At 40.7% G+C, this 23,419-nt stretch carries 25 protein-coding genes; 8 read left to right on the forward strand and 17 right to left on the reverse strand.

The annotated features are described in order from the left end of the window. Nucleotides 1-12: 12 nt before the first annotated feature. A complete protein-coding gene (locus tag P4361_RS14965) occupies nt 13-969 on the forward strand; it encodes a UDP-glucuronic acid decarboxylase family protein (protein WP_328089898.1) in 957 nt (318 codons plus the stop codon). 132 nt (nt 970-1,101) lie between these two features. Here P4361_RS14965 and P4361_RS14970 read toward each other — a convergent pair whose 3' ends face one another. From P4361_RS14970 to P4361_RS15015, 10 genes are all read right to left on the reverse strand, one after another. Beyond that, complete coding sequence (locus P4361_RS14970; RefSeq protein WP_062231441.1) at nt 1,102-1,899, reverse strand: glycosyltransferase family 2 protein; 798 nt, start codon at nt 1,897-1,899, stop codon at nt 1,102-1,104. A 15-nt stretch (nt 1,900-1,914) separates the two neighbouring features. Further along, nucleotides 1,915-2,706 (reverse strand): glycosyltransferase family A protein, encoded by a 792-nt coding sequence (locus P4361_RS14975; RefSeq protein WP_328089900.1) that lies wholly within the window; start codon nt 2,704-2,706, stop codon nt 1,915-1,917. 144 nt (nt 2,707-2,850) lie between these two features. Continuing rightward, nucleotides 2,851-3,471 carry a methyltransferase domain-containing protein gene (locus tag P4361_RS14980; protein ID WP_328089901.1) on the reverse strand — a complete coding sequence of 207 codons (621 nt, stop codon included), beginning with the start codon at nt 3,469-3,471 and terminating at the stop codon, nt 2,851-2,853. 39 nt (nt 3,472-3,510) lie between these two features. Beyond that, nucleotides 3,511-4,194, reverse strand: a complete 684-nt coding sequence (locus P4361_RS14985; protein WP_062231435.1) for a PIG-L deacetylase family protein — start codon at nt 4,192-4,194, stop codon at nt 3,511-3,513. Nucleotides 4,195-4,316: 122 nt separating this feature from the next. Next, nucleotides 4,317-5,303 carry a glycosyltransferase gene (locus P4361_RS14990; RefSeq protein ID WP_256225609.1) on the reverse strand — a complete coding sequence of 329 codons (987 nt, stop codon included), beginning with the start codon at nt 5,301-5,303 and terminating at the stop codon, nt 4,317-4,319. Further along, entirely contained in the window at nt 5,297-6,343 is a 1,047-nt protein-coding gene (gene galE / locus P4361_RS14995) for a UDP-glucose 4-epimerase GalE (protein ID WP_328089902.1), read from the reverse strand. Before galE ends, P4361_RS14990 begins: the two co-directional genes overlap by 7 nt. Before the next feature lie 53 nt (nt 6,344-6,396). Beyond that, nucleotides 6,397-7,449, reverse strand: a complete 1,053-nt coding sequence (locus P4361_RS15000; protein ID WP_328089903.1) for a glycosyltransferase family 2 protein — start codon at nt 7,447-7,449, stop codon at nt 6,397-6,399. A gap of 416 nt (nt 7,450-7,865) precedes the next feature. Beyond that, nucleotides 7,866-8,642: an enoyl-ACP reductase FabI gene (gene fabI, locus P4361_RS15005; protein ID WP_265407794.1), complete on the reverse strand. Its 777-nt coding sequence runs from the start codon at nt 8,640-8,642 to the stop codon at nt 7,866-7,868. 136 nt (nt 8,643-8,778) lie between these two features. Next, nucleotides 8,779-8,925, reverse strand: coding sequence for a hypothetical protein (locus P4361_RS15010; protein WP_091006588.1), 147 nt, complete (start codon nt 8,923-8,925; stop codon nt 8,779-8,781). Between the two features lie 102 nt (nt 8,926-9,027). After that, a complete protein-coding gene (locus P4361_RS15015; RefSeq protein ID WP_328089904.1) occupies nt 9,028-10,869 on the reverse strand; it encodes a monovalent cation:proton antiporter family protein in 1,842 nt (613 codons plus the stop codon). 207 nt (nt 10,870-11,076) lie between these two features. Here P4361_RS15015 and P4361_RS15020 point away from each other — a divergent pair, with 207 nt between their 5' ends. Together P4361_RS15020 and prpE are read left to right on the forward strand one after the other, a co-directional pair. After that, nucleotides 11,077-12,234, forward strand: coding sequence for an FtsW/RodA/SpoVE family cell cycle protein (locus P4361_RS15020; RefSeq protein ID WP_053354740.1), 1,158 nt, complete (start codon nt 11,077-11,079; stop codon nt 12,232-12,234). A 73-nt stretch (nt 12,235-12,307) separates the two neighbouring features. Next, nucleotides 12,308-13,045 (forward strand): bis(5'-nucleosyl)-tetraphosphatase PrpE, encoded by a 738-nt coding sequence (prpE, locus tag P4361_RS15025; protein WP_328089905.1) that lies wholly within the window; start codon nt 12,308-12,310, stop codon nt 13,043-13,045. A 41-nt stretch (nt 13,046-13,086) separates the two neighbouring features. Here the strand turns inward: prpE and P4361_RS15030 are convergent, their stop codons facing one another. Genes P4361_RS15030 through P4361_RS15045 form a run of 4 tightly spaced genes read right to left on the reverse strand, consistent with a single transcriptional unit; the run spans nt 13,087 to nt 15,869 of the window. Then, nucleotides 13,087-13,989 (reverse strand): RluA family pseudouridine synthase, encoded by a 903-nt coding sequence (locus P4361_RS15030; protein WP_328089906.1) that lies wholly within the window; start codon nt 13,987-13,989, stop codon nt 13,087-13,089. A gap of 11 nt (nt 13,990-14,000) precedes the next feature. Then, nucleotides 14,001-14,795: an NAD kinase gene (locus P4361_RS15035; RefSeq protein WP_053354743.1), complete on the reverse strand. Its 795-nt coding sequence runs from the start codon at nt 14,793-14,795 to the stop codon at nt 14,001-14,003. Nucleotides 14,796-14,821: 26 nt separating this feature from the next. After that, nucleotides 14,822-15,463, reverse strand: coding sequence for a GTP pyrophosphokinase (locus tag P4361_RS15040; protein ID WP_053354744.1), 642 nt, complete (start codon nt 15,461-15,463; stop codon nt 14,822-14,824). A 22-nt stretch (nt 15,464-15,485) separates the two neighbouring features. After that, entirely contained in the window at nt 15,486-15,869 is a 384-nt protein-coding gene (locus tag P4361_RS15045; protein ID WP_328089907.1) for a hypothetical protein, read from the reverse strand. Nucleotides 15,870-16,001: 132 nt separating this feature from the next. Between P4361_RS15045 and P4361_RS15050 the strand changes: the two genes are divergently transcribed. The 4 genes from P4361_RS15050 (at nt 16,002) to P4361_RS15065 (ending at nt 18,797) form a co-directional block, all read left to right on the forward strand. Further along, nucleotides 16,002-16,583, forward strand: a complete 582-nt coding sequence (locus P4361_RS15050) for a CYTH domain-containing protein (RefSeq protein ID WP_328089908.1) — start codon at nt 16,002-16,004, stop codon at nt 16,581-16,583. Between the two features lie 58 nt (nt 16,584-16,641). Beyond that, complete coding sequence (locus P4361_RS15055) at nt 16,642-17,265, forward strand: lytic transglycosylase domain-containing protein (protein ID WP_328089909.1); 624 nt, start codon at nt 16,642-16,644, stop codon at nt 17,263-17,265. A gap of 216 nt (nt 17,266-17,481) precedes the next feature. After that, nucleotides 17,482-17,892 (forward strand): globin, encoded by a 411-nt coding sequence (locus tag P4361_RS15060; protein ID WP_175501879.1) that lies wholly within the window; start codon nt 17,482-17,484, stop codon nt 17,890-17,892. Continuing rightward, a complete protein-coding gene (locus tag P4361_RS15065) occupies nt 17,889-18,797 on the forward strand; it encodes a ClpXP adapter SpxH family protein (protein ID WP_425590264.1) in 909 nt (302 codons plus the stop codon). The genes P4361_RS15060 and P4361_RS15065 overlap by 4 nt, the downstream gene beginning before the upstream one ends. A gap of 311 nt (nt 18,798-19,108) precedes the next feature. On the opposite strand, the gene pepF is transcribed toward P4361_RS15065, so the two are convergent. Then, nucleotides 19,109-20,926 (reverse strand): oligoendopeptidase F, encoded by a 1,818-nt coding sequence (gene pepF / locus P4361_RS15070; protein ID WP_328089910.1) that lies wholly within the window; start codon nt 20,924-20,926, stop codon nt 19,109-19,111. Between the two features lie 34 nt (nt 20,927-20,960). Beyond that, nucleotides 20,961-22,181: a competence protein CoiA gene (locus P4361_RS15075; protein ID WP_328089911.1), complete on the reverse strand. Its 1,221-nt coding sequence runs from the start codon at nt 22,179-22,181 to the stop codon at nt 20,961-20,963. 159 nt (nt 22,182-22,340) lie between these two features. Between P4361_RS15075 and P4361_RS15080 the strand changes: the two genes are divergently transcribed. Continuing rightward, nucleotides 22,341-22,544 carry a YjzC family protein gene (locus tag P4361_RS15080; protein ID WP_328089913.1) on the forward strand — a complete coding sequence of 68 codons (204 nt, stop codon included), beginning with the start codon at nt 22,341-22,343 and terminating at the stop codon, nt 22,542-22,544. 137 nt (nt 22,545-22,681) lie between these two features. Here P4361_RS15080 and mecA read toward each other — a convergent pair whose 3' ends face one another. Beyond that, a complete protein-coding gene (gene mecA, locus P4361_RS15085; RefSeq protein ID WP_248252375.1) occupies nt 22,682-23,356 on the reverse strand; it encodes an adaptor protein MecA in 675 nt (224 codons plus the stop codon). Nucleotides 23,357-23,419: the final 63 nt, after the last annotated feature.

Raw genomic sequence — 23,419 nt, forward strand, 5'->3', positions numbered from 1 at the left:
GTGATAGGTGCATTGGAGAAAATAATAATTACCGGAGTGGCCGGTTTCTTGGGATATCAGCTGGCAGAAACACTTTTATCCGAAGGCTGCTTCATTTTAGGAATTGATAATCTTTCTACCGGCAGGATGCAAAATATTGATAAGTTAAATGTTCATCCAAACTTCAGCTTTATAAAACATGATGTTTGCTCAGAAAACCTCTTTCAACTTAAGGAAATAACAGACATAGACCAAATTTATCACCTCGCTTCTCCCGCATCCCCCAAATACTATCAAAAATTTCCTTTTGAAACCATAGAAATCAATACCCTTGGAACTAAAAACATGTTAGAACTGAGTAAAATTCACAATGCCAAAATGGTATATTTAAGTACAAGTGAAGTTTATGGCGACCCAGAAATCCATCCTCAGACGGAAGATTACAGGGGCAATGTTAATACCTGGGGGCCCAGGGCCTGCTATGATGAAAGCAAACGGCTTGGGGAAGTGTTCTGCTATTTATACCACAGCCTCTTCGGGGTGAAAATCAAGATTGCCCGGATATTTAACACATATTCTGCTGGTTTGCGAAATGACGATGGACGTGTAATTTCTAATTTTGTAAATCAGGCCATAAAGGGAGAGGAAATTACAGTTTATGGAGATGGCTCACAGTCAAGGTCATTTTGCTATGTAGACGACACCATCCGTGCAATTATGTTAATGATGAAGAATGATGCCGCAAACGGAGAAATTATAAATATAGGTAATCCAAATGAGATTACCGTTTTAAATCTAGCTAAATTAATAAAAGAACTCACAAATTCCTCTAGTGATATTGTATTTCTCCCTCTGCCAAAAGATGACCCTAAACAAAGACGGCCAAACATTGACAAAGCAAAAAAAATTCTTGATTGGGAACCTAAGGTAAGCCTGGAAGAAGGATTACGAAGAACAATAAATGTTTATAAATCCTCTTTTAGTAACTAAATGAATCAAGACGTGGAAGAGCTGACAACTCCGGAAATCAACCAAATAAAAAAGAAGGCTGCCTCATTCAGATCGTTTTAAACGAACTTCTTGAGACAGTCTTTTTATACGGATTGGAAAATGGGGTCTATGCTATGTTTTTACTGGAATAAGTGAACTCAATTCAACCCAGCCGTTTTTATTTATTGAGAATTGTGGCTCAAACTCATTCCCCCATTTATTTAACGCATAATGAATATTCCATTTAATCATCTCATTTAAAATAGCCTTCTTATTAACGGTTACGTTGTTGATATGTTTCCTATAATTATAAAGCATTTTATCGATCCATCGAATTTTATAATCTTTAATCAAAAGGACATCCATGCGACGGTCTTCCAGATAACGCCCCTCATATGGGTCATCTGTTGGCCAGCCTCCTACGTTTTTAAGCGCGGATGTTCGGTAAAAACGGGGATATGGAACAAAATTTTCCAACAAAAATTCATAAGGATCTTCATATGAACGACCCTTTATATCCAGCATCTTATATACCACTTCACCCTGATCATTTTCTAATACGATTGTTTTTTTGCCGCAGATCAATGCTACCTCATCGGGCAACCTTTCCGCCTCATTCATCAGAATTTCAAGTGTGTCTGGAAAAAACCAGTCATCACTATCCAGCATTATTGTAAAAAGAGTATCTATTTGCTCTAAACCAGCGTTTTGGGTTTTGGACTGTCCTAAATTTTGCTTGTTTTTTATAAGGACTATACGGGGATCGGATAGATAGTCCTGTATCGTTGATAAACTATCATCAGTCGAAGCATCGTCTACGATGACCATTTTCCAGCCTTGATGCGTCTGGTTAATTACACTCTCTATTGCATTTCTTAAATACTTGCCAGGGTTATACGAGGGGATTAGAACCGTTACTTTTTCGTCCATTTTCACCAACCCTTCCTATTCAATCCGGTTTAACTTTTTAACTACTCTCCAACCGCCTCTAATTTCCTTAAATACTGGTTCATATTCATTTCCCCACCGGTGAAGAGCATCGCGTACGATCCACTCTACAGCCTCTCTGTAAACGTCTTTTTGATGTGTGGAATTCCTTGCATGTATTCGATAGTATAAAATGGTTTGTGGTATATAGTAAAAACGGTATTCTTCTATTAATCGTAAAAACATACGAAGATCTTCTGCATGCCTGCCGTTAAACGGGTCATTAACTGCCCATCCGCCCATCTTTTTTATCAATGATGTTCGGTAAAACTTTGGCCAGGGAATATAGTTTGAAAGCAACAGTTCATATTTTTCCTGCAGAATATTGTCCCATTCATTAGAAACATATCTGTACCTTTTTCTTTTTCTCATTTCTGTCACTTCAATAACATTGCCAACAATCAATGCTACTTCTTCAGGTAAATTTCTTGCTGTATCCATTAATAAATCCAGTGTGTTTTCTGGAAGCCAATCATCAGCGTCTAATTGCATAAAGAATTCTGTATTTATTCTTTCAAGCCCAATGTTTTGTGACATAGATTGGCCGACGTTTTTTTTATTCTTGATAAGTGTAATTCTTTGATCTTCCAACAGATCAGCAGCATGGGACAAGCTATCATCAGTTGATGCATCATCCACTAAAATAATTTTCCAATAGGGATATGTTTGATTAAACACACTCTCTAAAGCTTCTCTTAAATATATTCCTGAATTAAATGAAGGTATTAAAATGGTCACTTCTTTATCCAACTACTTAAACACCTCTTAAAATTTATAATATCCTGTAAAAAAAATATTCCTTATTAATTTATATGCACTTAATTCCAATCCTGATTGTACTGATGTTTGTATCAAATAAAAAAAAGAGCAATTCATCATTTGCTCTTTTAAACATTATTTTTTAACTATTGCAGTTAGAATCACCTGGTAATGTTCATCCTTAATGCCTAAAATGGCTTCAGGGATTTCATGAACGGCCAAACAGTCAAGAAATGCTTTCGCTACAGCAACATTGCCAAATACATCTATCTCTATCTTTTCTTCATCAACGAGCTCATTCAACAGCATCCTCAATGAAGTATCCGTAAATCTCCAATAGTCTCCATGAAAATCTGTTCGGCAGCTTGGGCTTAAACCAGTCGTCGTTATCAGCAATGTGCCTCCTGGTTTTAACGCTTTTATTGTATTGTTTAATGCCATTTTAATATCGTATATGACATGAATGACCTGGGTCAGTATAATACAGTCAAAAACCTCATGAGGAATATTTTCTCCTGTTGCCAAGTCACCTACAATGGTCGCTTCAGGTGAAGGAATGAGGTTCAGCACATCGCTTTTCAAAACGTTAGTTCCATAGGTACTCGTATAATAATTATCTCCTACTTCCAGAACATGTCCTTTTATCTCTGCGCGGTTATTCTCTAAAAATTTCTCAATATAAAATCTATCAATAGGTTTTCCCCGATCGAATCCAAAATTTCTGCTTTTGGGTCTTATTGAAAAGTTATTCAGCAAAAATTCCTCCTTAATAACTCTTTTATTCCTGGCAGAATGCTAAAAAAGCTTTGCACGTAAAATATAATATTTCTCAGCATATTGGGACCCGTTCTCCATCCCTCTTTTTTCTGCCCATTTCTTTATACTTTCTGGTGAAATAAGATGTTGAGACTCACGGATTTGGGAAACATGCATTTTCATTGCTTCTACTTTCATATCTATTTTTTCACCAAGATCCAAGAAAAGCTCACCGGCATTGTTAATTCGAGGATATTGCCAGACGATTAAAGGGTACTCATACATAGCAATCAACTTATAATTTAGATGAGGCTGTGGCCTTAAGCTGGCCATGCAGGCATGAAAAAGCGCCTTATGATCCTGATGAAAACTCGGATATGGTATGAACACCATTGAGGGTTTAAAACTCATCAAGATATCATCAATTTTTGAGACTAATTGTTTTTGCGGAATGGTGTCCAATATCCCTTCTTTATCTTCAAACAAGACTTCATAATCTTCACAACCCAAAAACGATAAGGCATCGGACAGTTCCTTTTTTCTAATATCGGCTGTCACTTTCATTCCGGAATGGATGAATGTTGTTTCTCCTAATGCTGCAATGACAACTTTCACATGATTTCCTAACCTGCATGCTCTCTCAATCAATCCTCCACAACCCAATACTTCATCATCGGAGTGTGGTGCTATGATTAATATCCGTTCATTCCCAGTGTTAAGCATCGTACACCCCCGAAACTTAAATACATTGTATTAGTTTAATCTATTCAGCAATTAAGGGGATGTATAGGCAAAAAACCACGGAGTTATACATTACTATGATTGCATTATAGTAAGAAGATATCTTACACCATGATCCTGAACAAATTATCGTTAAAAATCAATCCTTGTTGTTTTAACTGCTCATAAATTCCTAATAATTTATAACTGTTAAGAAAAATTACAGCATCCACCTTACCGGTGCAATAAAGTTTATAAATTTTAGAACTTAAACTTCTATTGTTTTTATAGTAAAAATCATAGACTGAGAGAGAATTTTCTGTACACGCAATGTTTTTAAATTCTTTACATGTCTTTCGGTCGCCGATAATAACAAAATTGGGGTTATGGTTTAAACCATCCACTAATTTTTTTTGAATATTTTTACTGGAAATCAGCCAAACTTCATTAACTGTGTCCTGCCTTTTTAATCGACTAAGTGAATCCGGGTGTATTCGGTATTCATATAATACTTTAGGCAGTTTATGAATCGGCAATATTTCAAGCATACGCATCCAAAGATCATAATCATAGGCGATTCTATATGCCGGATTATAACCGCCCAATTTATCAAAAACAGATTTAGAAAACATAACGGAACCATGACACATAAAACAGGAAAAAAAACGGTGTTCTTTTAAATGTTCACTGGAGGCATTATATCCTTCCTCTTCCATTAATAATAATTCATTTGAGATTAATTCTTTTCCATGTATACAATGAATAAACGAGCCGACTGCTGCTATCCCGGCATGGTTTGTAACATACTTTACCTGTTCTTCAATGCGATTTGGAAGACTTAGATCATCGGCATCCTGAATCGCAATCCAACTTCCGCTAGCTTGCTTAATTCCGATATTTAAGCAATGAGCAGCTCCCTGATTTTTATCTAAATGGATAACCTTTACCTTTTGATCTTTTATTGACTCAAGAATTTCATATGACCGATCAATAGATGCATCATTAACAATAATTAGCTCTATTTGGTCATATGTCTGATTTAAGATACTTTTAATAGCCTCTTCAACATAGTCTTCAGCATTGTAAACAGCCATTACAACTGAAACTAACATTCATACTCTCCTATAACTGAGTCATTTTTTATCAATGAAGCATATAAATTGTTCTTCTGCCAATTCCAGGCATCAGCACACATTTCATCAATCCCCTTTTGGGCTTCCCATCCTAGCATCCTCTTGGCTTTTGCCGGGTCTGCATAACTGACTGAAACATCTCCAGGCCGGCGGTCCACCACTTTGTAAGGTATCTTTTGTCCAGTTGCTTTTTCAAACGCTGCAATCATTTCCATCACACTATACCCTTTTCCAGTCCCAAGGTTAAAAGCCTCTACACCATTGCCGGCCAACACTTTATCTAACGCCTTTAAGTGTCCCTTTGCCAGATCAGTGATATGGATATAATCCCTGACTCCTGTACCATCTTTTGTTTGATAATCATTGCCAAAGACATTAACTTCCTTCAATCTCCCGACAGCGACCTGTGTGATATAGGGTGCTAAGTTACTAGGAATTCCGTTCAGATCCTCCCCAATTCGCCCGCTTTCATGCGCTCCAACCGGATTGAAATATCGCAGGAGAGCAATGCTCCATTCGCTATCTGAAACATAGAGATCTCGAAGTATTTCTTCGATCATCAGCTTCGTCCGGCCATAAGGGTTATCCGGACCAAGCGGTGCATCTTCTGCTATTGGCATTTGCTTCGTTGTACCATAAACTGCGGCAGAAGAACTAATCACCACATTTTTCACACCAAATTGCTGCATTGCCTCACAAAGCAAAATCGTACCCATGACATTATTTCGATAATAATCAAGAGGCTTTTTCACTGACTCTCCAACTGCCTTTAATCCGGCAAAGTGGACGACAGCTTCAATCTTATTCTCGGTAAAAACTCTTTCCAGTTCCTTTTTCTCTACAAGATCAACATTCTCAAATTTAAAACTTCTGCCTGAAATCTCCATTACTCGGTTGACTGATTCTCTTTTACTATTGGACAATTTATCTAACACAACAATGTCATAGCCTTTATTTAAAAGTTCCACACACGTATGGGTGCCAATATAACCTGCACCTCCCGTAACTAAAATGGCCATGCTGCTGCCTCCCATTCAAAACTATTGTTACTTTCTTATCCTTACAGCAAGTGTTATTTATAATATCCTGCCCAAATTTTATACAGGTTTTTATTCAGCTCTAATCCTTTTTCCTGCAGTTTATAAAACAGGCTTATCAGGCTAATATCTTCCAAAAAAATAATCCCATCGGTGTTCCTCTCATAATAAAGCTGCAGCATATCATCATTGTCAAAATCCTTATAAAAATATCCTGATACGTCTATTCTGTTCATTAAACTGACTTGTTTAAAATCTTCGCAGGCCTCTTCTTTGCCAAATACGATAAAACTCGGCGCTTTTTTAAAACGCTCCTGTAATTGTTTTTTTAAATGTTTAGAAGCTACTAGCCAATCTTCATTTATCGTTTGCTGGTTTTTCCGGCTGATCGACCCAGAGTGAACTCGATACTGGTACAACACAATAGGTATTTTATGAATGGGGGTTAACTCAAGCATCCTTAACCATAAATCATAGTCATAACATATTTTATATTGAGGGTCATAGCCCCCTATTTGATTAAAAATTGATTTAGAAAATAAAACTGATCCGTGGCAAAAAGGGTTTAAATAAAAACGATAAGCGTAAATATGCTCTTTGGAAGAAAGGTGATTTCTAGTGGCTTCTATTTGCAGATTTCTCATAGGAACTTCAGCATGGCCTGAAATACATTCTATAAGGGAACCTACAGCGTTTGCATCCGGATGTTCACAGATATAACGTATCTGTTCCTCTAACTTGTTCGGTAAACTGATATCATCAGCATCCTGAATTGCTATCCAATCCCCTTTGGCTTCCTTGATGCCAATATTTAATGCATTTGCAGCTCCACCGTTTTTTTCCAGATGAATACTCTTCATTCGATCATCATTCAATGAACTCAGAATATCTTTCGTACGGTCTGTGGATCCATCGTTTACAACGATTAATTCGAAATGTTTATAGGTTTGATTAAGGACACTATCAACAGATTCCCTTAAAAAAGCTTCACCATTATAAACAGGCATTACAACAGATACTAGCATAAAACCCTGCTCATTCTCTTCAACGAAACCATCCCTCTTTCCAGATACATTTCCTACAATCACTTTATGCTATCCGCTTGTCCTCGGTTATTTATTCACCGTTGCCTATTGGACGCCATAGGCGGTGGAGGGTGGGGGCCGATCACTACTCCGGTCCTGCTCTCAAAGGATTGGAACCAAGAAAAGCAATCGGTTCTGTAAATTACAGTGAATTTGCCATTTCATTATCGGCTACGATCGGTTTTCTAATCTCATTGGATTCTAAAACTATGAACTATATATTGTATTGCCTATTATGATAGGGCTGTTGGTTCATGCTCAGTTTGCAGCAATCCCCGTAAAAAAAATACCAGCCAATATACTGGGTATACTGGCTGGCGGATTAATTATTATCACGAATGTAAAGGTTATTTCGGCATCTGTACCGGTTTTATCGCTTTTTATGCTCTCAATCAGAAAAAATTAAGATATGACAAGGATTAGTTTCCTAAAATGCTGTACCCGCTGTCCACATGAATCGTTTCCCCTGTGATGCCTCTTGAAAGATCACTCATCAGGAATAGAGCTGTATCGCCAACTTCTTCTGGAGTCGTTGTACGGCGGAGAGGGGCTTTTTCTTCAATTTGCTTTAAGATGCTGTTGAAGTCGCCGATTCCTTTCGCAGCGAGCGTACGGATTGGACCGGCCGAAATCGCGTTTACACGAATGTTTTCTTTTCCAAGGTCACTCGCGAGGTATTTCACGCTCGCATCCAGTGAAGCCTTGGCAACACCCATTACGTTGTAGTTCTGGAGGACACGCTCTCCTCCAAGGTAAGTTAATGTTACGATGCTTCCGCCTTCTGTCATTAGGCCGCGTGCTTCTTTAGCAACTGCAGTAAGCGAATAAGAAGAGATGTTATGAGCGAGTAAGAACCCGTCTCTCGTCGTATTGAGGTATTCACCTTTTAGTTCATCTGTATTCGCAAAAGCGATGCAGTGGGCAAGCCCATGAATTACCCCGACTTCAGCTTTAATCTGCTCAAAAGCAGATTTAATTTCATCATCGTTCGTAATGTCACAAGGGAGAACCAGGGAATCCTTGCGCTCAAGCGTTTCAGCAAGATCCCTTACGTTTTTCTCGAGGCGCTCGCCAGCGTATGTAAAAATAAGCCTTGCTCCTGCTTTAGACAGCGACTGGGCAATCCCCCACGCAATACTTCGTTTGTTGGCTACTCCCATAATGACATATGTACGGTTTTCAAGTGATAGATTCATTTTGTAGTTCCTCCTTATTAAATATGGCAGGATAAATTTCATTCGGACCATATTAGCAATTGTTATTAGTACCTAGTCCTAATATTAGTATAACAGATTTTAAAAGAAAGGAAATACTAGAACCCTCTTATCTTTTTTATCCTTTGCTCGTTTCAATATTTCGGGCTTCGTAACCGCAGCCGGGACAGTTAAAGATTACATTTTGATTGGACTGAGCCGTCAGTACGGCATCAATCTCTGCTTCTTTGTGGCATTGAGGACATCTAACGATTGGCAAACTCATTTTCATCACTCCTTTTTATCGTTAGTATGGACGTAATTTCATACAAAAAGACGCCGAAAGCAGGCTGCTGAAAAAAAACAGCATGCTTTCGTACGTCTTCTTTTACCTTAATACACGCTTTAACTCTTTAATATGTTCCCTGCTGCCTGTCACAATCAGCTTATCACCGAACAAAATTTCGGTATCGCCATGAGGAACGAGAGAATCCTTGCCTCGGAAAATCCTGACGATGATCGCATCTCCAAAATGCGGGAAGTTTCGGAGTGCGGTTTTATGATAATCCATATTTTTCACTGAAATCTCATATAGAGAATTGTCATTATGGGATAGAAAGCTCGCGACCGATGGATTCTCAATCATCATCTTAAGCAGTACCTGAGAGCTGAAAAAGGCAGAGTATACTTCAATATTTTTATTGCCCAGCTCTTCCCTTTTCAAGGGATCCTCAATTCGGGTGATGACCCGTTTGATGCCATAATTGCTGGCTTCATGGGCGATCGATTCGTTCACACCGTCTTCACCCGTAGCTACGATCAGAATATCCGAATCAAAGGCACCGCTGTTTTTTAGTGTATCTGCTGAATAGTCCTCCAGTTCGATGATCTCAAAGGATTCCAGCTGCTTCGGATCTTTTTCTTCTTGTCTCGTGTGATAGACCTTCTTTTCATAGCGCCCGCTGTCGAGTTCTTTGGAAACTGGCAGTGTAAATTGATTGGCACCGATGATGGCCAATCTTTCTTTGGCGTTTTCGATTTTTTTTCTCGGCAAGAGCTTCTTAAAGAACACCGGTGTGATAATACAGCTGATGACCGCCGTCAAGATCAAGGCTGATGATGTTCTAGAATCGATCACTTTAATCCTTTCACCAATCTTTGCCGCAGCAATTACGAGTGATAGGGTAGACGTCAATAAAAATCCTGATGCCAGTACAGTCTTCCAGTCATACCATTTTCTCAGCACTAATATAGGAACAAATTTAGAAATCAAGAGCCCTAAAAGCAGCAACGGAATCAAGATGAGCACTTTCGGGTCCTTTAATACAGAAACCAGGTCCAGCTCCACACCGACCATAACAAAAAAGATCGGAATAAGAAATCCGTAGCCAAAGGAATCCAGTTTATGGACCATATGCTGATTCGGAGAAAGAAGTGAGACTAATACCCCAGCCAAAAAGGCTCCCAGGATGTTTTCAGCACCTACGGATTCAGAAACACCGACTAGAACGATGATTAGCGTGAATACGGCTCGTGTATCAATTTGTACTGTCCCTTTAGAAAGTGTTTCAAGAAACGTATGATGGCGCATGTACTTTCCGATAAAATACAGTACAATGCCAGCACCGAATAGAATAAGCAGAAGCCACATCTGTCCGCTGTCTCCCGATTGAAGAGAAACGAATACAGCGAGCAGGATCATCGTGACGAGATCGGCGATGACCGCGATCAAAAGAATAATCTGGCCGATTCCAGTCTTGGACAACTCCTCTTCCTTTAAAGTCGGTACAACTACTCCCAATGATATTGTCGAGATGATCAGCGTCATAAAGAACGCATTATCAGTAAACCCGGTCCATACAAAGACCATGGATAAAGCAAAAGAGATGACGAAAATCAAAGTAAAAATAATGGTGGAGACAGCCAGCCGGTTCGGTTCTGTCTTACCGTTCGCCAGCTTTTTCTTCTCTGAACTTGGAGCAAACACCGAGAAATCAATCTCGAGCCCGCTTAAGAACATTAAAAAGATGAAACCGAGCACGGAAAGGATATCCAGCCATGTTCCCGCATGAACAATATCAAATCCGCTTTTTCCAATGATGATTCCGGCGATGATCTCCGCGACCACTACCGGTAAAAACCTGATCTTAAACTTGTTGAGCAGAATTGGTATAAAGAATGCTGTTAAAATGACGATAACGAGTGAAGAAATTGAAGCATGGCCTCCCATAGCTACCTCCTTTTTTACAATAAGTACTTATTTACCCAAGATGTATGACATAAAAACTCCTTATATATCAGTATGCACCACTTGATTTTGTCCACTATAAAAAAGAAGTAATGTAATTGTCAAATTAATGTCCCCCTTTTCAGTATGCAAACTTCTCATTTTTCGGTAAGATAGAACATGTTATCCGAGATAAGGAGTATGAATGCAATGGAAAATAACAGGCAGTCCCCTCTGCAGCAGATTGATTATAATTTAATATTTTTACTGTTTCTAATGATATGCATAAGCTGTATGGCCATATACAGTGCCCAGGAAATTGCACAATATGATTCTAACTTTGTTATCAAGCAGCTTATGTGGTACGTAGTCGGCGCTTTCGCTGTTGCCGGTGTAATGATTCTGGATTTTGACCAGTTTAGAAAACTATCATGGTATTTGTACGGTTTCGGCATCCTGCTCTTGATCGGGATTGTAATTGCTCCTGAATCTCTAGTACCGAATATTAATGGGGCAAGAGCTTGGTTCCGCTTCGGTCCCTTCGCTCTTCAGCCATCAGAGCTGATGAAGGTCGCCTTGATTATTTCGATCAGCAATACCATTGCAACCCATAATGAAAAATATATTGTGCGGACCCTGCATGAAGATTTGCTGCTTATCGGTAAAATTGCGCTGATCGTCATGCCTCCAATGCTCCTCATCCTGATGCAGCCTGACCTCGGTACAAGTTTGGTGTTTATCGCCCTTACACTGAGTCTGATGCTCGTATCCGGAATCAGGTGGCGGATTATTGCCGTGATCATTTTAATAGGCGTTCTTTTTATCACCTTGCTGGTTTGGATCTATTTTACCTTCCCGCAATTTTTCCTGGATCATATCCTTGATGAATATCAGCTGGAACGCTTTTACGCCTGGCTTGATCCCTATGGACACAAAGATGAAGGTTACCATATCCGGAACGCCTTAATGGCCATCGGTTCAGGACAGCTGTTCGGAAAGGGCTTTACCCATGGGTCTGTTTACCTTCCAGAGGCACAGACGGATTTCATCTTTTCAATCGTTGGTGAAGAATGGGGCTTTATCGGTACAAGCGTATTGATTTCTTTATTCTTCCTTATGATCTACCGAATGATCAATACAGCGTTAGAAAGCAATGAAGCATTTGGAAGCTACCTGTGTGCAGGTGTAATTGGGATGGTCACATTCCAGGTTTTCCAAAATATCGGAATGAATATTCAGGTTATGCCGATCACAGGAATTCCACTCCCCTTCATCAGTTACGGAGGAAGTTCGGTTCTGGCCCAGATGATCGCTTTTGGCCTCGTGCTCAATGTTCGATCAAGGACAAGAAAATATATGTTTGAGTAAAACACCTGTTTTTGCAGGTGTTTTTCTTTTCTCTTGAGGTTATAGTAAGTAAAGGATAATTGAGGTGACGAACATGAAATACGATGTAATCGGAGACATTCACGGCTGCTGGGATGAATATTATGAACTAACCATGAAGCTAGGATACATATGGAAAAATGAAATGCCTGTACATGATGAGGATCGTAAACTGGTTTTCGTTGGTGATCTTATGGACCGTGGCCCCTGCTCTATCAAAGTGATGGAACATGTCTATCAGCTGTTCAAGGCTGATCAAGCCTTGTATGTTCCGGGAAACCACTGCAATAAGCTTTACCGCTATTTCCTGGGCCGTAATGTTAAGATTACTCACGGACTGGAAACAACCGTAGCTGAGCTAAATGAACTTCCGCCCAGCGAGTTTAATCAGGTGAAAAATCATTTCATGGAGCTGTATGAAAGCTCTCCCCTATATCTTGTACTTGACCATGGCCAGCTTGTGATTGCCCATGCCGGAATTCGAGAGGATTATATCGGGAAGTCCGGGAAGAAAGTTGAGACCTTTGTATTGTACGGTGATATTACAGGTGAAACCAATCCGGATGGAACACCCGTTAGAAGGGATTGGGCAAGTCATTATAGCGGGAATGCCTGCATCATCTATGGCCATACTCCTGTCTTAGAACCGCGGGAAGTGAATGGCACCATTAACATTGATACCGGCTGCGTGTTTGGCAACCGCCTGACCGCCCTGCGCCATCCTGAGAAACAGACCGTTTCTGTACCTTCGACTATGCCATTTGTTGAAGAAAAGTTTCGGAGTTTCTTGTAAGAACTGGACCAACAAAAAAAAGCCCCCAAAAGGGCTTTTTTTTACTGTTCTGCTACGTCTCCAAAAAGCTGCTGTAAATCCTGCGGCAGCGGTGCCTCTACGTTCATCATCTTCTCCTCTAACGGATGATAGAAGGAGACCTGCCAGCTGTGGAGGGCCTGCCGAACAATCAGATCTACCTGTCCACCATATAGGTCGTCTCCGAGCAGCGGATGTCCGATATGGGCCATATGAACGCGTATCTGATGGGTCCGACCGGTTTCAAGCTGCAGAGAAACAAGACTGTTCCCCGCTAACTCCTTCAGCACTTTAAAATGAGTAATGGCCTTCTGACCTTGATCTGTGACCATCCTTTCAACCAGACTATCAGGATTCCTTCCAATGCTGGCGTCCACTGTCCCGCTCAGACTTTCAAACCTGCCTTCCACACCAGCTAGATAGGTTCGCTTGATCGCTTTTATCTTCTGCTGCTGAGACAATAACGAATGTGCAAAACGGTGCTTCGCAATCATGACGAGACCCGAAGTATCCTTATCAAGACGGTTGACGGCATGAAATGTGCTCTGAATCCCTTCCTGTTCATAATAGGAAAGGACTCCCTGGGCCAGGGAGCCGTTCTGCTGGTAGCGTGATGGTATGGTAGGAATCCCTGCAGGCTTGTTTACGAAGAGAAGATGTTCATCCTCATACAGGATATCAAGCAGCATAGGAATCGGCGCCATATGAGAACTGATTTCCTCGGGTGGAAACCGGACCTCAACCTCATCCCCGGTGTTCACACTTTTTCTGACAGTAGAAGGTACTCCATTTACGAGTAGCTCTCCTCCAGTAAACTTAATATCAGCCAGTGCGCTTTTAGAAATATTTTTATGAAGCAGCAAAAATTCACGCAGCAAACCAGCCTCATTTTCTTTAACCTTCCACGTTATTGTAAATGTGGTCATAATGTCTCCTGTTAATCGGTAACGAAGGCTTCTTTCACCCGTTTCCAGAATGGGAAAGGACGGAATCGGGCAAACCGGATCTTTTCTTCAGCTACCCGGCATTGTATCGATTTGACTTTCTTTTGCAGCAGAAACAAATGGTCGATGGTAATATGGAAATCCACATCGTTCACCGGTTTCAGCATGCATGTATGATGCTGAGGAAGCACCAGGGGTGAACCAATTGTACGGAATACACGGTTATTGATCGAAGCCATTTCCGAAAGCTGGATGGATGGAAGTGAAGGATGAATGATCGCTCCTCCAAGAGCCTTGTTATAAGCCGTACTTCCTGATGGTGTAGAAATACAGAGTCCATCCCCGCGGAATGTTTCAAACAGATCACCTTTAATTTCCACATCCATGACAAGAGAGCCCTCGCCGCTTTTGACTGTACATTCATTAAGGGCGAGATAGCTTTTTTCATCAACATCATCCAGATAGCGGACTGTCACTTCAAGAAGCGGATATTCTACAATTTGGTAGGGTGTTTTTGCAATATGAATCACGAGCTTTTCCACTTCATCCGGCACCCAATCGGCGAAAAAGCCTAAGTGGCCCGTGTGAATCCCGACAAATGCCGTCTGGTCAATCCGGTGTACATAGTGATGGAAAGCGTGAAGCAATGTGCCATCCCCGCCAACCGTAATCACGATATCCGGTTCCGTCTCATTGTATTGCAGCTCAAATTCCTGCAGATAGGTCTTAATTTTTTGTTTCAGCGTATTTGACTTTTGGTCGCCTTTTGAAATAATGGCAAAATTCACGAATGGATCACCTTCTTTCGAAGAAATTATGTAGTCGGACTGGATCCTTTCCCATCATCCGTTCTTTCCGAAAATACGATTTGTGCCTCCTGAACCTCGCCTCTGATCTCAGCCATTTCTTCATCCAGACGGCCTGCGGCCTCCGCTGCCCGCTGCAGGCGCAGCTGAATGTCTTTCGGGATCTGTCCCTGATATTTATAGTTTAAAGAATGCTCAATGGTTGCCCAAAAATTCATCGCCAGCGTACGGATTTGAACTTCTGCCAGCAAGGGCTTCTCCCCTTCCAAGGTCTGCACAGGGTAACGGATGACCAGATGATAGGATCTGTAGCCGCTTGGCTTTTTGTTCGTGATGTAATCCCGCTCTTCAACTATTTCGAAGTCTTTGCGGTTCCTGAGCATATCTGTCACTTTTTTAATATCATCCGTAAACTGGCACATGATGCGCAAACCGGCAATGTCCTGAATTTCTTCTTCTATTTTTTCAAACGGTATATTTTTTTGCCACGCCTTATTCAAAATAGAATTAATAGGCTTTACCCTTCCTGTGACGAATTCAATCGGTGATTGCTTTGTGGTCTTCTGAAATTGTTCCCTTATTCCTCTGAATTTTACTTTTAATTCATCTACAGCTTGTTTGTAGGGGGCGAGAAGGGTCTCCCAATCCATTGCCTCATCCACCTTCCTGTTATTACTTGCTATTCGCTGGAAACAATCGTTCTACAGCCTCAAGCATATTATCGCCATAATTGCTGTTGCCTTTTATGTTTTCGAGCAAATAAGACAGTTCAGAATGCAGAGCAGACAGCTCGAAGGAATGGTCTTCTTCAGCTGTTTTTAGTACAACGGGAAGTTCTTTAGAAAGGGCTTCACTCAATTGTCCCCAAAACTGCTCTGGCAGCGAAATATATACGAGGTCATCCTCTGTTTCCATGACATAGATGAATGAAAGCTGATCCGAATCAACAAGCATCCTGCTGCCGTCTTTCCATTCGGAAAAGCCTTCACCCTTCTCTATGCTCAGCGTAAGCTGTTCACCTATTTCTGCTTGCTTTATGTTATGTCTGATTGCCATGCTGTACCTCCTAAAAACAATTATTCTACTCTTTAGTTTAACACAATTTTAGAGACAGATTGTCATTTGAGAATCAAATAAGGCTGTGTCATAATGGGATTCGTGCAGTACATATACGAAGGAGTGCTAAATATGGAGCAAGAAGTTGAAATAGAGTTTAAAAATATGCTCACCCCTGATGAATTCTTCCTGTTATCTAATGAACTTTCACTCAAGGAAGAGTCTTTTACCACACAGACGAACCATTATTTTGATACCCCCGATTTTTCACTTAAAAGTCACCGGTGTGCCCTGCGAATCCGCGAAAAAAACGGATCTTTTGTTTTAACCTTAAAGCAGCCTCATCCCGATGGACTGCTCGAAACGCATCAACAACTCAGCGAAGCAGAATACAGCTCTTACATGAATAACGAAAAGTTTGCGGAAGGCCATGTTTATTCCATCCTGTCCGATTTAGGCGTTGATCCGAAAAGCATCGTTTACCTTGGAACGCTGACAACGAAGCGAGCGGAAAAAGAAACCACCGACGGCCTCCTTGTCCTCGATGAAAATCAATATCTTTCCGTTATCGATTACGAACTGGAATATGAAGCGAAAGAAAGAAAAAAAGGTGAATTTGAATTTAGCACTTTCTTGAAGCAATACGGAATACCTGAAAGAAAAACACTCAATAAGATACAACGTTTTTTTGAAGCTAAAAACAGCGAACTCTAATTGTTTAATTCTTCCTCATTTGATATGATTATACATATAGTTTGAGGAGAGAACAAAAATGAAAATTGATGCTATAAAAATGCTGATGGAGCTTCAAGCGCTTCAGCAGTTAAATGTAAATGGGACAGCAGCTGCTCCTGTATCTTCACCCTTTGCCATGATTCTTCAGCAGTTGAGTGAAGCCGCGGGGTTAGATCAGCCTGGTGGAGAACCAGTAATACCAGTGAAGACAGTCTCTGCATTGCCGGCTGTTCCGAATACCAAGCCTTCATTACAGCTAACGCACCCATCCGGAGCAAAAGTTATCGATTCAATTCTTGAAAGAATCAGTGCTAAATATGATGTAAACCCCAGCCTGATCCGGTCGGTCATACAGCATGAATCAGGTTTTAACCCATTAAGCAAAAGCCCGGCAGGTGCCATGGGATTGATGCAGCTTATGCCTGAGACGGCAAAGGCGCTTGGTGTACAGAATCCCTATAACCCTGAAGATAATATCGAAGGCGGCGTGAAGTACATTAAACAGATGCTTGACCGCTATAACGGTGATGAAAAGCTTGCTCTCGCAGCTTATAATGCTGGCCCTGGCAATGTAGCTAAATATGGAGGCATCCCTCCTTTTCAAGAAACACAAAATTATGTAAATAAAGTGATGGAATCATACCAGAGCATGAATGCTTGACCGCCCTTATGAAAGGTGCGGTTTTTTTATGGGCTTTTCCGGGAATCCTATTGTTTGCTAATCCGGCTATACCCTTGCTACAATAAGTTTATCGCATCATCAAATGCGGAGTTCGAAAACAAACAAACTCTGAGGATTTTTTGAACGTGATCAGCGGTCACCCAAATCCCAGTTATGAATCTGATTTTGTGAAAAATGCTTGAAGGAGTTTTCACCATGAATGAAATGGATATGACCCCATATGAACATCTGGGCGGAGAGGCTGTTCTTACAAAAATGGTCACCAATTTTTATCAACATGTCAAACAAAACGAGGATTTAGCGCCCCTGTTTCCTGATGATCTTACTGAAACTGCACGTAAACAGATTCAATTTCTTACTCAGTTTCTTGGCGGTCCCTCATTATACACGATGGAACATGGGCATCCTATGCTAAGAGCACGGCATATGCCTTTTCCGATTACAGAGCGCCATGCAAAAGCTTGGCTGGAGTGTATGGGGAAAGCAATGGATTCTGTATCCCTTGAAGGCCCCCTCAGGGATTTTATTATCAGCCGTCTAACCATGACTGCTTATCATATGGTAAATACGTCCGATGATAGCCATGGAAAGGAGAATAAATATTGACACCTTTTGAAGCCGAATATCCTTATGAAGCGAAGCACAAGGGTAACTTTACTGCTTCCAGCTGTCATAAGCCCTTGGAATTATACTCTGTCATTGACCCATTATGCCCCGAATGCTGGGCGCTGGAACCTATCTTAAAGAAATTGCAGGTTGAGTATGGACAATATTTCACATTAAGGCACATCATTGGCGGGAAATTGGACTCCTTAAATTCATTTCGAAGACGGAAAGGCTATCAGTCTGCTGAACGAATTGCAGACCGATGGGAAAAAACAGCAAATATGACGGGCATGAGCTGTGACGGTGATCTCTGGTTTGAAGATCCCATCCTTGCGCCCTACCTTGTATTCCTTGCCATTAAAGCAGCAGAACTTCAAGGCAAGCAGTCAGGAAACAAATTTTTGCGCAAGCTTAGAGAGCATTTATTTTTGCAGAAGCAAAACATTTCAAAAGAAGAAGTGCTTTTTGAAATCGCCAAGAACGTTGGCTTGGACGCTTATGAATTCATAAAAGATATGCATTCACAATCGGCTATAAAAGCCCTTCAATGCGATTGGAAATTTACAAATGAAATGGAAATCGACCAGATTCCTACCCTTATCATATTTAATGATAAGGCCGAAGAAGACGGAATAAAAATTGCCGGCAGCTACCAATATTCGATTTATGTTGAAATTATTGGCGAGATGCTTGGGTTTTATCCTGAACCCAAATCCCCTCCCCCTCTTGAAGAGTTCATGAAAATTTACCGGTTCGTCGCAACGAAAGAGCTTTCCGTCGTGTACAACTTGGCAGCCAATGAGATAGAAAAAGCCATGAAAAAGCTCGTTCTTCAACAGGTGGTAGAACGTGTTCCGGTAAAGTACGGTACATTCTGGAGATACAATTCATCACAAGTCGGTTGACTGACGGACCTTTCACATAAAGGTTCGTCTTTTTTTGAATAGCGGCTGAACAGGGTGAATACAATGGAGACAAGGAGGGTCGCCATGTATTTGTTCTTATTCACGATGTCCTTATTCTTTATTGCCGGCTGCTTTTATTTTTTTCTCCTTTCATTGTTAAAAATGATTTCTCTTGCTTTATCCGTTCCCTTGCTTTTTCTTTCCATCCTTTTTTTCATGTTATGTATCAATTACCGAAACAAATTGAAAAGACCCTTTCACAATTAAAGGAGCTCTTTACCGGTCTAATCGGTAAAGAGCTCCTCTTGTTTTTATTTCTCAAATAGCAGGTCTTCCATCTCATCCAGAATTTCTTCAAACACTTTTAATGCATCCTCGATCGGTTTAGACGTCGTCATATCAACTCCTGCTTTTTTCAGCACTTCTATTGGATAATCAGAGCTTCCGGCTTTTAAGAAGTCAATGTAACGGGAAACTGCACTTTCTCCTTCTTCCAGGATCTGTTTTGAAAGAGAAGCTGCCGCACTGAAGCCAGTAGCGTATTGATACACATAAAAATTGTAATAGAAATGTGGAATCCTTGACCATTCCAGGCCGATCTCTTTATCGATCACCACATTCTCACCAAAATATTTCAGATTTAGATCGTAATAAATCTTGGTGAGAAGTTCTGGTGTTAATGGCTCACCGTTTGCTGCCTTAACATGGATAGCTTGTTCAAATTCTGCAAACATGGTCTGACGGAATACCGTCCCCCTGAAGCCTTCCAAGTGGTGATTCAACAAGTAAAGCTTTTCCTGCTTATTTTTTGTTTTATTTAACATGTAGTGATTTAACAGCGCTTCATTACAGGTAGAAGCTACTTCAGCGACAAAGATGGAATAATCAGCATAAGGATATGGCTGATATTCTCTCGTATAATAGCTGTGAACCGAGTGCCCGATTTCATGTGTCAATGTAAACAGGTTATTTACATTGTCCTGCCAGTTCAGCAATATATAAGGCATCGTCCCGTATGCTCCAGATGAATAGGCTCCGCTTCGTTTCCCTGCATTTTCATGTACATCAATCCAGCGCTTTTCCAAGCCCTCTTTCACGATACCCACATACTCTTCGCCCATCGGCTTCAGGCTTTCTAACACAAGGTTTTTCGCTTCCTCATAAGGAACTTCCATCTTCACATCCTGAACTAGCGGTGTATACAGATCGTACATATGAAGTTCATCTACATTCAGTGCCCGCTTTCGGATGTCGACATAACGATGAAGGAGATGAAGATGGTCATTCACTGTTTTAACGAGATTTTCATACACTTCTTCAGGAATATTATTGCTGTCTAAAGCGGCCTGCCTTGCAGACTCAAACTTTCTTGTCCTGGCAAAAAAGTTATCTTTTTTCACGGTACCTGCCAGCGTGCTTGCAAATGTATTTTTAAATCTATCATACGTTCCATAAACAGCTTTAAACGCATCTTCCCTTACACGTTGGTCGCTGCTTTCCAGAAACCGGATGTACCTGCCATGTGTAACCTCGACTTCATCTCCGTTCTCATCTTTGATTTCAGGAAATTTAAGGTCGGCATTGTTGAGCATTCCGAATGTGGTACTGGCACTTGCCGTCACTTCACTGACATCAGCCAGAAGAGCTTCTTCCTCTTTAGAAAGAACATGCGGCCGCTGGCGGTTGATTTCATCCAAGGCATGCTTGTATAAGGCCAGTTCTTTATACTCTTTAACATAGGTTTGAATGGTCTCCTCGGGCAACGACAGAATTTCCGGTACAGCAAATGATAAAGAACTGCTTACCTGAGTTGCTAGATTTGATGCCCGGTCATTCAATCCTTGGTAAAAAGAGTTTGTTGTGTCTTGATCGTACCGCATATGGGCGTATGTATAGAGCTTCCCAAGCTTTTTTGTGAGCTCGTCCTGTTTTTGAAAGTAATGATAGAGCGTTTCTGCCGATTCTCCAAGTTTTCCTTGAAATTCCTTCAATTCAGGCAAAAGGCCTTTAACTTCATTGAATTCTTCTTCCCATTTGTCATTTGTTGCGTAAATGGCTTCAAGATCCCATGTATCCTGCTGTAATAATTCTTCTCGTTTCGGAAGAGATTTTGATTTTGTTTGAGCCATGCAGCGGCACCTCCTGCTTTAATTTCGTGCATACCTACATTTTACCAGAAAACAGAATATTCACACCATGTTTTACCCCTGACTCCATTAAAATAAAATCATTGGCCAATGCCTGATCCATCGTATTTGGGAAAACGGGGTCTCTGATCTTTACAAACTCTTTTTTTCCAACTCGTTTAATGATCCCATAAAAGCAAAGCAGGTTAAGATAATGCATGACAGCAAATGAATAATGTACATCTGCAATGAGCGGCAGTTCCCGCAGAGTTATTATTTTTTTATGGATAAGCCATTTCATATGGTTTAATACGCTGGAGAACTGAATGGATTCACCAATCTGTACAGGAATGATGGAGTACAGCAGCACATATGACTGCCATATAAATGAAGGTTCCTTTAGAGTATAAGCAAAAGGGACAGGCATCCCTGCTTCAGAAGGAAAGTAAGTAAGCGTTGAATGATTTTTAAAAAAAAGGATTTTCAGTTGGAGGTAGGTTTGATGGTTTTGTTTAAAGGCGTGGAGTCTCCATTGTTTTTTTGCGTTCAGCCAGGATTTAACTTGAAACAATGGGGAATCTCTTTTTGATGGTTGAAGATGATGAGGAGTTTGAAAGGAATATTCACATAGGGGATATGAATCAAGCTTTCCATACACTCTTGTTGATGTAACAGGAACAATGGAGGAGAGATGATACACTTTTGCTTCAACAGGACAGAAGTAATAAAGTGAGGGCAAGTGGTTAACAGAAGAAATTCGGGCGGTCAGCCAATCAAATGATGAGATCTGAAAAGTAGTGGAACTAAGTGTTTTAAGCCTTTTCTTACCGAGGATCCAAAAAGGGGTCATTCCCCTGCTGATGTAGCCTTTGGATCTTTCAATCAAAATGGGGGATGGAATAGCAGAGCATTGAAACTCTATGGGAATCTGGGGTGGTATCCATATATCGGGGCGCTGGGAGATATCCGGAAAGAATGGTTCCAGAAGTGCATTGGGAAATTCCTTATTGACATGCTCATACAAGAGCTTTTTGCCGAGCAGATGGTACATTGATTCTCCTCTTGATAAAGTACAATTGGTAACGCCGGGAACGTGTGAAAAATGCCAGATCTTTATGTTTCCCGCTTTGATCTGAACTTTTTCATTGCATTGAGGACAATAAAAACCGCTGCTTTTTTGAATAGACCTCAGCTCTTCTTTAGAGTAGCCGGTATGAAGACTGATTCTTTTACCTGTGCTCGTATGGGCTACAAGCATAGCATCACCTCTTTTTTCTTTTATTTTATAGTAAAGAAATCCCATTTTCAAGAAGATGGTTGATTTAGAGTGGAAATATTTTCATGTATTGCTATACTATATTTGTCAGACTATCAGTCAACTTGTGAGCTTAAAGATGAACAGAAAGAAGGTATGATCATGTTTAAATCCGGAGAAACCGTAAACGTAAACGGGACATATGCTGAAGCAGGCCATGGCGGCGGCAAAGTAAAAAGAGGACAGCGTGTGGAACTTCAAGAAGGTTCAACGTTTCCTGAACTAAAACCTTACACAATAGAAATTTCACACGGCGGCGAGACCAAAACCAGCAATCGGCAGCACCAATGGAAGCTAGTTAAGTAAAACAGGCGATCATCGTCTGTTTTTTTCAATGAACTGCATAGATATATTGTCCAGCTCCAGCTCTTGTTGGAGTAAACAGGGAACTGGCTTTCTTCAAAATAAAAACACCGATTCCAAGTAATGAAATCGGTGCGTGCTTACAATGTAAAGTGAGCCGAAATGTCTTCAAGGGCCCGCTCAGCAATAATCTGTTTTCCGTACTCTTGGATTCGATGGATGGATGCATCAGAATCTGTGCCATATTCGAGCAGCTGAGATAATAAATCATCCTGCTCCCTATCCGTTGTTTCTGGATTGAACGTAACATACAAGTAATACTTATTATCAAAGTGATAAAGGGAATTTGCGAATAAAGAACTGTCAATGTTGTGGGATAACATGATCATATCTTCAAAATCACTGAAGATTAACAGAAAGGACAAATAATCTTCGTCTGCAAGTTCAATATCTTCAGCTTCCTCTTGATCATCTGGCGTAAACTGCTGATCAAGCATCTTTTCGATATTTTTATCTACAGGAAGATCGATTTTTTCATCACCTAGAGGCAATTCAAGCTTGGTGCCGTCTTTTGACATCTGTGCTCTAGTTACAATAATCTCCAGCCCTTTATCCATGGCCTGCACCTGAATCCAAAGCGGACCCTCTAAAGGAAACTGTTCCTGCTGGTGGGCTTCGTCCATCATTTCCCAGAACAATTCTTCCCCCCGCTCACGGTCGGACCAGATTTCCTCACGATCAAAACCTCGGTCTTCAATATCTCTATACGTTATGAAAAATTTAATTGTAAATTCATTGACTCTTTCTATTTCCATTTCGTTCTCTCCCTTCTAACCGTATTGTAACCTATGAAGGGATAATTTCCCCTGGGTATGATG

It is taken from the genome of Fictibacillus sp. B-59209, assembly GCF_036216745.1.
Classification (GTDB): Bacteria; Bacillota; Bacilli; order Bacillales; family Fictibacillaceae; genus Fictibacillus_C; species Fictibacillus_C marinisediminis.